Raw genomic sequence first — 13,613 nt, forward strand, 5'->3', positions numbered from 1 at the left:
TCGGCGAAAACGGTGCAGGCAAGTCCACGCTCGTCAAGATCCTGACCGGCATCTACCGTCCGAACGAAGGCGAAATCCTCATCGATGGTAAGCCGACGACGTTTGCCAATGCGCAGGCAGCGATCGATGCTGGCGTCACCGCGATCCATCAGGAAACCGTGCTCTTCGACGAGCTGACGGTTGCCGAAAACATCTTCCTCGGCCATGCGCCACGCACGCGTTTGCGCACCATCGACTGGAAGTTGATGAACAGCCGCGCCAAGGCGCTGCTCACCTCGCTTGAAAGCAATATCGATCCGACGATCCGTCTGAAGGACCTCTCGATCGCGCAACGCCACCTCGTGGCCATCTCGCGCGCACTATCGATCGAGGCCCGCATCGTCATCATGGATGAGCCGACCGCCGCCCTGTCGCGCAAGGAGATCGACGATCTCTTCCGTATCGTCGAAGGCCTGAAGGCGCAGGGCAAAGCCATCCTTTTCATCAGCCACAAGTTCGACGAGCTTTACGAGATCGCTGACAACTTCGCTGTCTTCCGTGACGGGCGCGCCGTCGGCCACGGTAATTTGAAGGCCACACCGCAGGACGAGATCGTTCGCATGATGGTCGGCCGCGACGTCGAGAACGCGTTCCCGAAGATCGACGTCGCGATCGGCGGACCGGTGATGCAGGTCGAGAAATACTGTCACCAGACAGAGTTCCGCGATATCTCGCTGACGCTTCGCAAGGGCGAAATTCTCGGCATTTACGGCCTGATCGGCGCCGGCCGTTCCGAACTCTGTCAGTCCCTGTTCGGCATCACCAAGCCGTTGTCGGGTAAGCTCACGCTTGATGGCCGGGAGATCAGCATCAACTCGCCGCTCGATGCGATCAGGGCGGGCATCGTCTATGTACCGGAAGAGCGCGGCCGCCACGGCCTGGCGTTGCCGATGCCGATCTACCAGAACATGACGCTGCCATCGCTGGGGCGCACCTCGCGCAAAGGCTTCCTGAAGGCGGCCAATGAATTCGCGCTGGCGCGCAAGTATGCCGAGCGGCTCGATCTGCGCGCGGCGGCACTCTCGGTTCCAGTTGGAACTCTGTCCGGCGGCAACCAGCAGAAGGTGGTCATCGGCAAATGGCTGGCGACTATGCCCAAGGTCATCATTCTCGACGAACCGACCAAGGGCATCGACATCGGCTCGAAGGCGGCCGTGCACGGCTTTATCAGCGAGCTCGCCGCCGAGGGCCTCTCCATCATCATGATCTCATCGGAGCTGCCGGAGATCATCGGAATGTCCGATCGGGTGCTTGTCATGAAGGAGGGCCTGTCGGCCGGCCTTTTCGAGCGCAAGGACCTGACGCCGGAAACGCTGGTGCGCGCTGCCACCGGTAACGCTTGAGGATAGCTGATGTCCAGACTCTTGAGAAAACGCGAAACGCTGCTTTTCATCATCATCGCGGTGATGATCGCCGCCTTTTCGAGCCGCGCTGACGGCTTTGCAACGCCTGGAAACCTTGCCGGCATCTTCAACGACACGTCGATCCTGATCATCCTGGCGCTGGCGCAGATGACGGTTATCCTGACGAAGTCGATCGACCTGTCCGTTGCCGCCAACCTCGCCTTCACCGGCATGGCGATTGCGATGCTGAACGCCGCGCATCCGGATCTGCCGCTGATCGTCCTGATCCTCGCCGCGATCCTCATTGGCGCCTGCCTCGGCGCCATCAATGGCTTCCTCGTCTGGGCACTCGAGATCCCGCCGATCGTCGTCACATTGGGAACGCTCACCATCTATCGCGGCATGGCATTCGTGCTCTCCGGCGGCGAGTGGGTCAATGCGCATCAGATGACGCCGACCTTCCTCAACGTTCCCCGCACCGTCGTTCTCGGCATGCCGGTGCTGAGCTGGGCCGCGATCATCATCGTCGCGCTGATCTATATCGTACTGAGATACACCCAGTTCGGCCGCTCTACCTATGCCGCCGGCGGCAATCCGACAGCGGCGGTCTATGCCGGTATCGATGTCGGCTGGACCAAGTTCCTTGCCTTCGTTCTGTCGGGCGCGCTTGCCGGTCTTGCGAGCTACCTCTGGGTGTCGCGCTATGCGGTCGCCTATGTCGATATCGCCAACGGCTTCGAGCTCGATAGCGTGGCTGCCTGCGTCATCGGCGGCATATCGATCGCCGGCGGCGTCGGATCGGTGCTTGGCACCGTGCTCGGCGCGCTTTTCCTCGGCGTCATCAAGAACGCCCTTCCCGTCATCGGCATCTCGCCCTTCACGCAGATGGCGATCTCGGGCACCGTCATCATTCTCGCAGTCGTCTTCAACGCAAGGCGCGAGCGCAATCGCGGCCGCATCATCTTGCGCGACAAGGCCGCCGCGGAAACTCCAGCAGAGGTGGCAGCATGAGCACCGTCGTTTCCACGCCCACCGACAAACGGGTCATCCCGGATCGCCTGGGAACGCCATTCAAGCGGATCATGTCCAGCTGGGAAGTACTGCTCTTCGGCGTGGCCGTCGTTATCTTCATCTTCAATTCGCTGGCATCGCCCTACTTCCTCGACGCCTGGAACCTCTCGGACGCGACCTTCAACTTTACCGAGAAAGCGATGATCGCGTTTGCCATGGCGCTGCTCGTCATATCCGGCGAGATTGACCTGTCGGTTGCCGCCATCATCGCGCTGGCCTCGACCGCCATGGGGGCCGCGGCGCAGGCGGGTGTCGGTGCGCCGGGTCTTGTCGCCATCGGCGTCGGCGTTGGCCTGCTCTGCGGGATGTTCAACGGCTTCCTCGTCTCCGTGATGAAACTGCCGTCCATCGTCGTCACCATCGGCACGATGAGCCTGTTTCGCGGTATCTCCTATATCGTGCTGGGCGATCAGGCCTACGGCAACTATCCCGAGGAATTCGCCTTCTTTGGCCAGGGATATGTCGTCTGGGTCTTCTCCTTCGAGTTCGTGCTCTTCATCGTGTTGGCGATCCTGTTCGCCATCCTGCTGCACGCTACCAATTTCGGCCGCCAAGTTTACACGATCGGCAACAACGATTTCGCCGCGCGCTTTTCCGGCATCCCCGTCGAGAGAGTGAAGTTCATCCTCTTCATGCTGACGGGCGTGATGAGCGGCATCGCCTCGGTCTGCCTGACCTCGCGGCTTGGCTCGACGCGCCCGTCGATCGCGCAGGGCTGGGAGCTCGAGGTTGTGACCATGGTCGTTCTCGGCGGCGTTTCGATCCTCGGCGGTTCCGGCAAGATCGGTGGCGTCGTCATCGCCGCCTTCGTCATGGGCCTCGTCACCTTCGGCCTTGGCCTGCTCAACGTTCCCGGCATCGTCATGTCGATCTTCATCGGCCTGCTGCTGATCATCACCATCGCGATCCCGATCATCGCTCGCCGCATCAAAGCCATGAGTCCGAAATGACGCTGGAAATACACGCCTTCAAGATGACGCTCAATCCCGGCATGGAAGCCGAGTACATCAAGCGCCACGACGAAATCTGGCCGGAACTGGTCGAGCTGCTGCACCAGTCCGGCGCCAGCGATTACTCGATCCATCTCGACCGCGAGACGAACACGCTGTTCGGCGTGTTGACGCGCACCAGCGACAACACCCTGTCGAGCCTGCCAGACCACCCGGTGATGAAGCGGTGGTGGGCGCATATGCGCGATATCATGGCCACCAATCCGGATAATTCGCCTGTCCAGACCGACCTCGTCACCGTCTTTCATATGCCATGACATCAAGTCAGATCTACGCCCGCGTCGCGGTTCTCGATATCGGCAAAACGAATGCCAAGGTCGTTGTGCTCGACAGCGCCACCGGCGCTGAGGTTGCGGTCGTCAAGACGCCGAACGTGGTGGTCAAATCCGGTCTCTATCCGCATTACGATGTGGAGGCGCTGTGGGCCTTTGCGCTCGACGCGCTGAAGCAATTTGCCGTGTCGCCCGGTTTCGATGCGATCTCGATCACCACGCATGGTGCCAGCGCCGCTCTGCTTGCTGCGGATGGTACGCTCGCCATGCCGGTGCTCGATTATGAGCAAGAATATCCACGCGAGATTATCGACGCCTATACGGCGCTGCGCCCATCATTCGACGAAACCTATTCGCCGCGCCAGTCGATGGGCCTGAACATCGGAGCGCAGCTGCACTATCAGCAGTCGGCCTTTCCGGCGGCGTTCGCCAATGTCGCCACCATCGTCACCTACGCCCAATACTGGGCGGCGCGGCTGACTGGTATCGCGGCCAACGAGGTAACATCGCTCGGTTGTCATACGGATCTGTGGAACCCGCGCGAATCGAGCTACTCCAGCCTCGTCGACACGCTTGATATAAGACCGCTGATGGCGCCGATCCGCTCGGCCTTCGACGCGCTCGGCCCGGTGCTCCCTGAGATCTCGGAAGAGATCGGCCTCTCAAAACCAGTTCCCGTCTATTGCGGCATCCACGATTCCAACGCTTCGCTGCTGCCGCATTTGGTCAGTCGGCAAGCCCCGTTTGCTGTCGTCTCGACAGGCACGTGGGTGGTCAACTTCGGCGTGGGTGGCGATCTCGACCATCTCGATCCGAAGCGCGATACGCTTGCCAATGTCGATGCCTACGGTCGGGCGGTCCCGTCGTCGCGCTTCATGGGCGGTCGCGAATTTGAAATCCTGTCGGCCAAGATCGGGCCCGTGTCTATCGAGGACGCGGTCGCGGCCATGCCTGATGTCATCGAAAAAAGCATGATGCTCTTGCCGAATGTGGCGCCCGGGTCCGGTCCATTCCAAGGCAAGGAGCGGCGCTGGGTCAACGCCGAAGCGGCGAGCGCTGGCGAACATTACGCGGCGGTTTGCCTCTATCTGGCGCTGATGACCGAAGCGTGCCTGGGCTTGATCGGCGCCGGCGGTCCCGTTGTCGTCGAGGGGCCGTTTTCGCTGAATGAGACCTATCTCGATGTGGTCGCTGCGCTCACCGGCCGGGATGTGTTCGCCGTTCCCGGCTCGACGGGCACGAGCGCAGGTGCCGCACTTCTCACCGGAATTGCTCCGATGACAGGTAAAGAGAAGCATTTTCCTCCGCGCGAGATCTTTCACTTGCCGGAGTATCGGCGATGCTGGTACGCCGCGCTAGCATAAGACTCTTTCCGGATCGCCTCTTTGCGCCATCTATGAATGCCGGTAGAGTTGAAGCGCCTTTCATACTAGGTGAGGAAAGTACGACATGACAGTTTCATCCGGCGAGGGTTTCGATCCGCGGGCGCTGGCCGCGCGATTGAGTGGCCTTGAAAAGGCAGGCGAAAAAGCGCCGACGGCGGATTTCGCATTGCCCGCGACTTTACGCGAAGCGATGGATGCGCAGAATTTTCTTGCCGCCGAAGAGCGCATCTCGACACACGCATGGAAGGTCGCCATGTCGCCCTCGGGTGAGCCTGTCCTCGCGCCCTTGCATCCTTATTTTGAGGCCGTTTCAGGCGCGTCGATTTCCTGGCGTCCGGGCATGAAATTCGAGGCGGAAGTCGCGGTCCGCCTGGGCCAGGATCTTCCGGTCCGCCAGAGCGGTGACTATACACGCGATGAGATCGTCGCGGCGATCGCGGACTGCCATCTTGGCGCAGAGCTTTTGGCCAGCAGCATTGTGGAGAGCGGACAGGTGTCGTTCCTGCTCTATCTGGCAGAACGCATCGGCAATAAGGGCTATGTTCTCGGTCCTACGCTTCCGAAATGCATCGTCGACACCATCGGCAATACCTCACTTAAGGTGACGCATGGTGAACAGGTGATCTATGACGGCATCGCGCGCCATCCGAAGGACGACGTGCTGGTATGGCTGATGGCCTACGCGAATGACAAGCTGCGCCCGCACACCTCGCTGAAGAAGGGCGCCCTGATCACCACCGGTACGCTCTGCGGAGCCATCGAGCTGACGTCGCGCGGCCCGATCGACATCGTTCTCGGCAACGAAACGCGTCTCAGCCTTTCCATCGTCTGATCGATGAGTGCGTTCTTCCCCGCCTTCGCATAGGCGGCGCAGAAAAAAACGCGGAACATTGATGGTCTTCATGCATTCTCCCGGATTGGACTTCGGGAGGATGTCATGGGGATATATCGTCTCGCTTTATGCGCGCTCATTGTCTGCACTGCTGGAGGTGCAACCGCGAACGAGGCACCGTTTCTCAAGTCGCTTGCCGGCAGTTGGACCGGCGGCGGGATGATGAAGCGCACAACGGCCTCATCCCCGATCAATTTAAACTGTAGTTTTCAGTCGAAAGCCAATGGTGAAGCGTTGTCGATGGATGGCAAGTGCACCGGTATGTTGGTCGTTTCGCGCGCGGTGTCCGCGCAGCTTACGGCTACCGGCGGCAGCTACTCCGGCCGTTATATTGGTCCCTCAGGTAGGGTTTCGTCACTCAACGGCGCAAGGCGAGGCGATGCCATCGAGCTCGCGGTCACTTGGTCGAGGATCGTCAACGGCGATCGTGCTGCGACCATGACGATCCGGCACTCCGGCGCGAACGCACTGAGGATCAGAACGGTCGACAAGGACCCCGCATCCGGTAAGCAGGTCGTGACCAGTGAGATCAACCTGCAGCGAAATTAGCTGGCTGGCTTTTTGATGCGTGGCATCGAACTGGTTCGATCAGTAGCCATACTTTTCGGCACTGAACTTGCACTTGTTCAGCACGACGCCGAGGACGCTTGTCTTTTCGGCAAGCGTCTGTTCGCAAATGTCGATTTCGCTGAGCGTACTCTGCTCAGCGGCAGCAACCAGAATTACGCAATCGACATTCGGCAGAAACGCCAGAACGTCGTCCGTCGAAAGCATCGGCGGCAGGTCGTAAATGACGACATCGGGGCGCATCCGTTCACGCATGTCCTGCAGCGCCTGGGTCGACGCGGCGCTTTGTAGCAGTTCGGCGGAAAACTGGACGGCCTGTTTATTGGCGGCTATGGCGAGATTGCCTCCGTGGCGCCGAAAGATGTCGTCGGCCTGTAGCTCGCCTCGCAGGAACGATTCCATCGATGCGGCATCGCGAATTCCAAGCGTCTTGCCGACCTGGGGACGTTTCATGTCGAGATCCAGCAGTGCAGTGCGGCAGTCTTTCTGGTTCGCCAGACTGAACGCAAGGTTGAGTGCGCTAAAGGTCTTGCCGCAACCGGGTGTTGGCGATGTAATAGCCACTGATGTCCAATTGTTCTCCCGCATGTTCTGCAGGATCTTGGTGCGCATCATGTCGAAGGCGGTATGCGCGGTGTCTGAGCGATTGACCGTCACGATACGGTTTTTCGCAACGAGACTCGCATCCGGGGTAAACGGCTGAAGCTTTTCCCACGCTAGGTCGCTGATTTCCCGCGAAGGCGCTGGGGACATGTTACTCTTCTCCTGGAGCGCTTGCGAAAATGACGATACCACGGTCTGTTCCATTGGGTTTGCCTTAACTCTCTTGTTCGATGTAGCCGGCCATTCTCAGCGGTTTCGTGTTACATCGAACCGGGCTTCATGAAGCCGGATAGCAGCCTTTGAAAAGCGCTCGCCAACGGCGCATAGAAGTAGTGGATGATCAGGAGGAAGGCGGGGATGATGCTCGCCGAGACGGCTGCTGCCGCAAACCTCTTGTTGTAGAAGCCGCCGGTCGTCTCGCTCGGTGACCCGATATACGGAATGACGCCAAGCGGCTGACGCTGTAGGAGCTGGCTCAGTTCCGATGGTCTGCGGATCGTGCGGTTCATCATTTCGAGTAGGAACGTAAGCCCTAAGCCAAGAGCGATCCCGCCAACGGCGCCTGCAAGAATGACTATTCGACGCTTCGACTTCACCGGCGTTTCTGGCGGCTTGGCCGCCTCCAACAAGGAGAAGCGTCCGCCGTCCGAGCGGGCCTCGATCTGGGTGCCCAGCGATGCTTCAGCCCGCCGTGCAATTGCCGTGTTGTACTGTGTCTGGATATTGCCGAGATCGCGCTCGATGACGTTCAGCGCCGTTTGTGTTGCCGGGGTTTCGCTTACGGATTTCGTGATGTCGGCGATGCTCTTTGTCAGCGATGTGCGATCGCGGTCGATCGCCTCCAGACGCTTGTCGATATCCGCCAACTGTAGATCGAGAGCCGACACGCCCTGTTTGCCGGCCTGACCGGTTGCCTTTGCCGCACCCTTGCCGCGCAGCGTCGCAATGCGCGATCGCAGGCTTATAATATTGGGGCTGTCTTCGGAGAAGATCGCAAGCTGTTCGGCCAGGGCCTTGTTCAAATCCAAGAGCATCTGCTGCTCCGTGCTAAGCGGACCGACATTGCCTGTCGTGAAGGCATTTTCCGCAAACAAGCTTCTCCGCGCGCGGAGGTCCGCTTCTTCACGTTCCAGCGCCACCAGTCGCTCCTGCTGGCTCGCCTGTTGCTGCCGACGGAACTCCAAGCTCTCTGGAAGAGTATCCCTGTGATCGGTCTTGAATTTAAGAAGCTCGGCCTCGATTCGATTCAGCTCGGCATCCAGCCGCTTCACTTCTTCGTTGAAAAATTGCAACGTATCGCCGGCTCGGTCAGTACGCTGTCGTTGATTGCCCAGCAGGATCGAAGAAGCGAGTTCGTTGGCGGCCTTTGCCGCGAATTCCGGCGTTCCAGCTTCGAAGATGATGCTGAAAACCGTCGTTGCTCCGTCGCCAAGTGGTAGTTGATCAAAGGTGATGCGGGAACGCATGTCCTTGATTACTGCATCCGTCGATAGCTCCTGCCTTTCGCTACCGTAGACATCCAACTTGTCGGCGAGCTGGACCAGATTGTCGCCCGTCGTCATCTGCTGCTGAAGGATCAACAGCTGTTCAAGAGAGCTGGTAGGGACTGTCGACTTCACGAGATTTGTCGGAATCTGTGGAGCCTCGACGAGGATCTTTGCCGTTGACTGGTAGGACTTTGGCATCAGCAGAGCAATCGCCAGTGCAAGCGCTGTCGTGACGACGGTGAGAGCGATGATGTGCGGCAGTCGCCTTAGCAGGATCGACAAGTAGAAACGAAAATCAATATCACCCATTACAAGTTCGCCTGACTGATCCTGAGAATCTGAACGTGCTTTATCTTGCGTTCATTTTCGGTCAGTTCCCCAGCCGAGGGTAGTTCATCGATAGTGGATGCCGCGCTCGGGTTGCTAGTACCTTTGGTCAGGGTGTCGCTTACTGGCAATTTGACTGCATGATAATTTTGTAATTGATGATTTTATAGTTCGGAGTCGTGCGTATTTATGTCGTCACCGGCACATATTTCTGATTCATTCAGTTATTTAGTCATCGATGCGAATTAAATATTCTTTCTGTCGCCAAGAGAATGAGACGAAACTAGTCTATATTGGTAGAGCGGGCATATTGATCTCTCGCAGTAATACAATGAATGTTAAATCTACGAAATTCAATGAACCCTGCGTCCCTGGGCGAGATATTGCCGGGTGCGCGATAAGGAATTACTCGGCGAGGTGCGCAGTATGTTGAGCGTTTTCGCATTACGGTGAGGAATGATCGAGCATGGTCATGCAACGTAAGTGTTTTTCGACAGGTCGTCATCATCCAAAGCGGCTGGGTTGGTTGCCAACCCTGCTTGCGCTGGGAACGGCGATGTTTGCCGGCGTCGCCGCTAGCGCTCCGCTTCCGCCTCATACGAAGATCAGGTTGAGCGTTGTTCAATGGATGCCGACCAAGGGCGTCTATGAACAATGGGGCTCGATCGGAGGCGATTTCACCATTTCGGATGCGGGCACGGTGTCTGTCCCGGTGCTGGGCAGCATTGCCGTTGGTAATCTCGACGACGACGGTCTGGCCGCTGAAATCGCCAACCGTTTGAAGGAAAAGATCGGACTGGTCGATGCGCCGGCAACGACCGTCCAGATACTTGAATATCCACCTGTGTATGTCGTTGGGGATGTATCCAAACCCGGTGAGTACAAATTTAGCTCGGGGTTGACTGTATTGCAGGCGCTTGCTTTGGGCGGCGGCGAGTATCGCGCGCCTCTGGCGCTTGAAGGCGCTGGCGAAGTGACGCGGTTGGCCGGTAGCTTGAAGGAGCTGGACGACGCTATCACCCGCAGCAACGCCAAAATTGTCCGCTTGGAAGCGGAGATGGCCGGCGCGACCTCGGTCGATTTCTCGCAGCAGCCCGACAAGGCTGATCCGTTCGCCGCGGCCGTCTATAATCAGGAGAAAGTGATTTTCGAAGCCAGGGCGAACGCGGTTGATCGGAAAGCCAAGTCGTTCGCCGAGCTGCGGGATCTCCTCAACGAAGAAATCGGCGTTCTCGAACAGAAGACGAAAAGTACTGACGAGAATATCAAATCCATCCAGCAGCAGGTCGATAGCACCGCGATGCTCGTTGCCAAGGGCGCCGTGGTCGCGACTCGGCAGGGTGAGGTCGAGCGTGCACTGAGAAGCTATCAAGACACCCGGCTGGACATCAGCACGGCGATTATGCGAGCCCGCCAAAGCATCAGCCAGACGACGAGGGATCTGCAAGCGCTTTACGACGAGCGAAAGACGGAAGTCGCATCAGATCTCCAGTCTGAACGAGCCGCACTCGTTCAGCTTAAGCTCAAGCGCGAGACCAGCCAGAAACTGGTGTTGGACAGTCTGTCGTCTCTCGGTGGAGCCGTAAAGCAGGATGAGAAGCCCGTCTTGGGTTTCGTTATCGTGCGCAGGGAAAACGGGACGATAAACGAAATCTCCGCATCGGAGACTTCTGCACTCATGCCCGGCGATGTCGTCAAGGTAACTCGACCTTCCCTGCAAGCAGTGAAGCCGGTCGAGCAGGTTTTTGCGATTCCCGGGGCGGATCAGGCAAGCCGATGAACAGGCTCTCGTCGCGCAACAGCCACGGCCGTATCGCGGGTTCGCTCGCGCGGTATGCCGAACGCGCGCCATTAGAGGGTAGCGTGCCTTGATGGCCAGGGATGCAAACGCGACTGGACGACAAAGCTACACGCAGATCCTAAAATCCACGGTTCTGATCGGCGGGTCCTCCGTTGTGAGTATCGGTTTTTCGATTATTCGCAACAAGGCGATGGCGCTCCTGCTGGGACCTGAAGGCGTGGGTCTGATTGGCCTTTACAACGCGACGATCGACATCGTTCATGCCATAGCGGGCTTCGGGATGAACGCCAGCGGTGTCCGCCAAATTGCCGAATCCGTCGGCAGCAACGACCCGGATCGGATTGCCAGAACAGCGACTGCCCTGAGGCGTATCTCGGTCGTGCTTGGGCTGCTCGGAACGCTTGTCATGGCGCTGCTTGCCGCGCCGATCGCCAGATGGACATTTGGCGACGACCAGCATGCGACGGCGATGCGGCTGCTGTCCATCGTGATCGTGTTTCAGGTCATGTCGGGAGGGCAGGCGGCCCTTGTTCAGGGTGTGCGCGACATCGCCAGCCTTGCACGCCTCGGCATATTGGGTGCTTTCTACAGTACGGTGATCAGCATACCCATCATCTACTTCTACGGTGAAGAGGGTATCGTTGCGTCGCTTGTCTGCATCGCTGCGGCGACGCTCGCCACGTCATGGTGGTACAGCCGCAAGATAGAAATCAACCCGTGCCGCCTGTCGTTCAAGGATCTGCGCTTCGAAGCCGCCGGCCTGTTCAAGCTCGGCTTCATCTTCATGATCACCGGCTTCCTGACCTTCGGCAGCGCCTACGCCATCCGCATCATGGTCTTGGATGAGGCAGGCATCGTCGCGGCGGGGCTATATCAAGCCGCGTGGTCGCTGGGTGGATTATATGCAGGCTTCATCCTGCAGGCGATGGGAACGGACTTTTATCCGCGGCTGACGGGTGTCGCCAATGACAACGCCCAATGCAATCGTCTGGTCAACGAACAGACGCAGGTGAGCGTGCTCCTTGCCGGTCCCGGATTGCTTGCCACGCTCACGCTCGCCCCACTGATCATGCATGTCTTCTACTCGCCCGCCTTTTATGCGGCCGTGGATCTCTTGCGGTGGATCTGCCTGGGGATGATGCTTCGCATCGTGGCCTGGCCCATCGGTTTCATCATTCTGGCAAAAGGCGCCCAGCGGATATTCTTCTGGACTGAGGTTGCGGCCACGGTCGTTCATGTCGGTCTCGCCTGGATCTGCATCAAGGCCTTCGGAACGATGGGTGCCGGTATCGCCTTCTTTGGCCTCTATGTGTGGCACAGTATTCTCGTCTACTGGATCGCGCGGCGCTATACCGGCTTTCGCTACTCGGCGATCAATCGTATCCTCGTCATGGTCTACCTTCCTATGTCGGGCCTGATATTTCTCGCTTTCCAGTTCCTGCCGACTTGGCTGGCCGCATCGATGGGCTGCGCCGCCACCGCCGCCACGGGGCTCTACTCGCTCAAGACATTGGCCGAACTGTTGCCGCCGGAAGCGCTGCCGCGCGTGGTCAGAACGAGGCTCTGCCGCGCTGCATTGTCCTGGTCAGGTTCCGTGCGCCAAGTCCCGTGATCCGCTGAAAGATACAGATACGCCTGCCAATTGCTCAAACTGTCGCATTGAGGTTTGCCGGTATTTTGCGTAAACACGATGCAGTGAGCGGCGAGGACTTAGTTGAAAGCGGCGGAAGCAGGCATAGTTCGATGGCTGGTACGTATCAGCTGCGCCGTTGCGCTGGCCCTCGTCGGCTTCGCGCATCAGGTGCCGGCCTTTGCCAATGGCGCTTTCATTTCCAATGAGCTTTCCGAATACATTCTACCTGACGGAACCGCGCCGGTTATTTGCACGGTTGACAAGACGCATACGGAGCACGACGGCGGCAAGCTTCATGCACATGGCTGCGAGGCCTGCCGGATCAGCGCGTCGACTGTGTTGCCCGCTCCCGTTTTCGTCGCATGGCCAAGCGCTTCGATCCCCACCTATCTTGGCCCGAGCCTTAGCGCCGAGGCTACCGGAAACCGGCCTTTATTCCCCGGTGGCGGTCCAAGGGGCCCACCGTTGATGGCCGCTCTCATTTGAGCTGCTATGCGGTCTTCCGTAGCCGGTGATCCCGCATAGAAATCCCACTGTCCCACTCATCCGTCCGCTGCCGATGCCGCACGACACATTTGTCATGCGAGTTCAGCAAACAGCGGTCGCTCTGGCAGGAACAATCATCATGAAGAAGTTTAAAGTCCTTCTGGCTAGTCTGGTTCTCGCAGGGCCTTTCGGCGCACCTGCCGACGCACAGATCGTCACTGCAGGCGACATCGAGATATCCAATCCGCAAGCCCGCGCCATGGTGCCCGGTGCGAAAGTCGGTGGCGGCTATCTCAGCATCACCAACAAGGGGAATGCCGACGACAAGCTCGTCGGCATCACCTCGACGCGTGCCAAATCGTCGGAAATCCACCAGATGAACGTCGACAACGGCGTCATGACCATGCGCCTCGTCGCCGGCGGCCTTGTTATTCCTGCGGGGCAGACAGTCGAGCTCACGCCGGGCGGCTACCACGTCATGTTCAAGGACGTCACCGAGCCCTTCAAGCAAGGCGAAACGGTCAGGGCGACACTGACCTTCGAAAAGGCCGGGCAGGTCGCTGTCGAATTCGCGGTAGGCGGCGCTAGCGCCATGAAGATGGATGGTCATTCCGGGATGAGCGGTATGTCCAAGCCGCAATAGTCGGCAGGTATTAGACTGTCATCGACAATCAGAAAATCATTACAGTGAGCAATC

At 58.8% G+C, this 13,613-nt stretch carries 12 protein-coding genes; 10 read left to right on the forward strand and 2 right to left on the reverse strand.

The features are described from left to right. From B3605_RS03085 to B3605_RS03115, 7 genes are all read left to right on the forward strand, one after another. Positions 1–1,382: sugar ABC transporter ATP-binding protein (locus B3605_RS03085; protein ID WP_296432209.1), on the forward strand; the 1,382-nt coding region annotated here is incomplete at its 5' end. Between the two features lie 9 nt (positions 1,383–1,391). Beyond that, complete coding sequence (locus tag B3605_RS03090; protein WP_112973070.1) at positions 1,392–2,393, forward strand: ABC transporter permease; 1,002 nt, start codon at positions 1,392–1,394, stop codon at positions 2,391–2,393. Next, positions 2,390–3,403 carry an ABC transporter permease gene (locus tag B3605_RS03095; protein WP_112943543.1) on the forward strand — a complete coding sequence of 338 codons (1,014 nt, stop codon included), beginning with the start codon at positions 2,390–2,392 and terminating at the stop codon, positions 3,401–3,403. Before B3605_RS03090 ends, B3605_RS03095 begins: the two co-directional genes overlap by 4 nt. Continuing rightward, positions 3,400–3,720: an L-rhamnose mutarotase gene (rhaM, locus tag B3605_RS03100; protein WP_112943544.1), complete on the forward strand. Its 321-nt coding sequence runs from the start codon at positions 3,400–3,402 to the stop codon at positions 3,718–3,720. The genes B3605_RS03095 and rhaM overlap by 4 nt, the downstream gene beginning before the upstream one ends. Next, positions 3,717–5,099 carry an FGGY-family carbohydrate kinase gene (locus tag B3605_RS03105; RefSeq protein ID WP_112943545.1) on the forward strand — a complete coding sequence of 461 codons (1,383 nt, stop codon included), beginning with the start codon at positions 3,717–3,719 and terminating at the stop codon, positions 5,097–5,099. Before rhaM ends, B3605_RS03105 begins: the two co-directional genes overlap by 4 nt. 85 nt (positions 5,100–5,184) lie before the next feature. Then, positions 5,185–5,952, forward strand: a complete 768-nt coding sequence (locus B3605_RS03110) for a 2-keto-4-pentenoate hydratase (RefSeq protein ID WP_113008908.1) — start codon at positions 5,185–5,187, stop codon at positions 5,950–5,952. A 105-nt stretch (positions 5,953–6,057) separates the two neighbouring features. Beyond that, positions 6,058–6,561, forward strand: a complete 504-nt coding sequence (locus B3605_RS03115) for a hypothetical protein (RefSeq protein WP_112818775.1) — start codon at positions 6,058–6,060, stop codon at positions 6,559–6,561. 39 nt (positions 6,562–6,600) lie between these two features. Here the strand turns inward: B3605_RS03115 and B3605_RS03120 are convergent, their stop codons facing one another. Together B3605_RS03120 and B3605_RS03125 are read right to left on the reverse strand one after the other, a co-directional pair. Next, positions 6,601–7,332 carry a CpsD/CapB family tyrosine-protein kinase gene (locus B3605_RS03120; protein ID WP_409457178.1) on the reverse strand — a complete coding sequence of 244 codons (732 nt, stop codon included), beginning with the start codon at positions 7,330–7,332 and terminating at the stop codon, positions 6,601–6,603. Positions 7,333–7,442: 110 nt separating this feature from the next. Further along, positions 7,443–8,978, reverse strand: coding sequence for a GumC family protein (locus B3605_RS03125; protein WP_113008907.1), 1,536 nt, complete (start codon positions 8,976–8,978; stop codon positions 7,443–7,445). 484 nt (positions 8,979–9,462) lie between these two features. Between B3605_RS03125 and B3605_RS03130 the strand changes: the two genes are divergently transcribed. The 3 genes from B3605_RS03130 to B3605_RS03140 all read left to right on the forward strand — a co-directional run bounded on the left by B3605_RS03130 (position 9,463) and on the right by B3605_RS03140 (position 13,559). Then, positions 9,463–10,776, forward strand: coding sequence for a polysaccharide biosynthesis/export family protein (locus B3605_RS03130; RefSeq protein WP_296432212.1), 1,314 nt, complete (start codon positions 9,463–9,465; stop codon positions 10,774–10,776). Positions 10,777–10,867: 91 nt separating this feature from the next. Continuing rightward, a complete protein-coding gene (locus B3605_RS03135) occupies positions 10,868–12,409 on the forward strand; it encodes an O-antigen translocase (RefSeq protein WP_296432214.1) in 1,542 nt (513 codons plus the stop codon). Positions 12,410–13,055: 646 nt separating this feature from the next. Then, positions 13,056–13,559 (forward strand): copper chaperone PCu(A)C, encoded by a 504-nt coding sequence (locus tag B3605_RS03140; protein ID WP_113168312.1) that lies wholly within the window; start codon positions 13,056–13,058, stop codon positions 13,557–13,559. The last annotated feature ends 54 nt before the right edge of the window (positions 13,560–13,613 follow it).

Source organism: Rhizobium sp. UBA1881 (assembly GCF_002338015.1).
In the GTDB taxonomy this organism is placed as follows: Bacteria; Pseudomonadota; Alphaproteobacteria; order Rhizobiales; family Rhizobiaceae; genus Rhizobium.

What these genes read in the sequence shown, in the direction of transcription:
- B3605_RS03090 (WP_112973070.1), top strand. Translation starts at nt 1,392, where the DNA reads ATGTCCAGACTCTTGAGAAAACGCGAAACGCTGCTTTTCATCATCATC.
- B3605_RS03095 (WP_112943543.1), top strand. Translation starts at nt 2,390, where the DNA reads ATGAGCACCGTCGTTTCCACGCCCACCGACAAACGGGTCATCCCGGAT.
- rhaM (WP_112943544.1), top strand. Translation starts at nt 3,400, where the DNA reads ATGACGCTGGAAATACACGCCTTCAAGATGACGCTCAATCCCGGCATG.
- B3605_RS03105 (WP_112943545.1), top strand. Translation starts at nt 3,717, where the DNA reads ATGACATCAAGTCAGATCTACGCCCGCGTCGCGGTTCTCGATATCGGC.
- B3605_RS03110 (WP_113008908.1), top strand. Translation starts at nt 5,185, where the DNA reads ATGACAGTTTCATCCGGCGAGGGTTTCGATCCGCGGGCGCTGGCCGCG.
- B3605_RS03115 (WP_112818775.1), top strand. Translation starts at nt 6,058, where the DNA reads ATGGGGATATATCGTCTCGCTTTATGCGCGCTCATTGTCTGCACTGCT.
- B3605_RS03120 (WP_409457178.1), bottom strand. Translation starts at nt 7,332, where the DNA reads ATGTCCCCAGCGCCTTCGCGGGAAATCAGCGACCTAGCGTGGGAAAAG.
- B3605_RS03125 (WP_113008907.1), bottom strand. Translation starts at nt 8,978, where the DNA reads ATGGGTGATATTGATTTTCGTTTCTACTTGTCGATCCTGCTAAGGCGA.
- B3605_RS03130 (WP_296432212.1), top strand. Translation starts at nt 9,463, where the DNA reads ATGGTCATGCAACGTAAGTGTTTTTCGACAGGTCGTCATCATCCAAAG.
- B3605_RS03135 (WP_296432214.1), top strand. Translation starts at nt 10,868, where the DNA reads ATGGCCAGGGATGCAAACGCGACTGGACGACAAAGCTACACGCAGATC.
- B3605_RS03140 (WP_113168312.1), top strand. Translation starts at nt 13,056, where the DNA reads ATGAAGAAGTTTAAAGTCCTTCTGGCTAGTCTGGTTCTCGCAGGGCCT.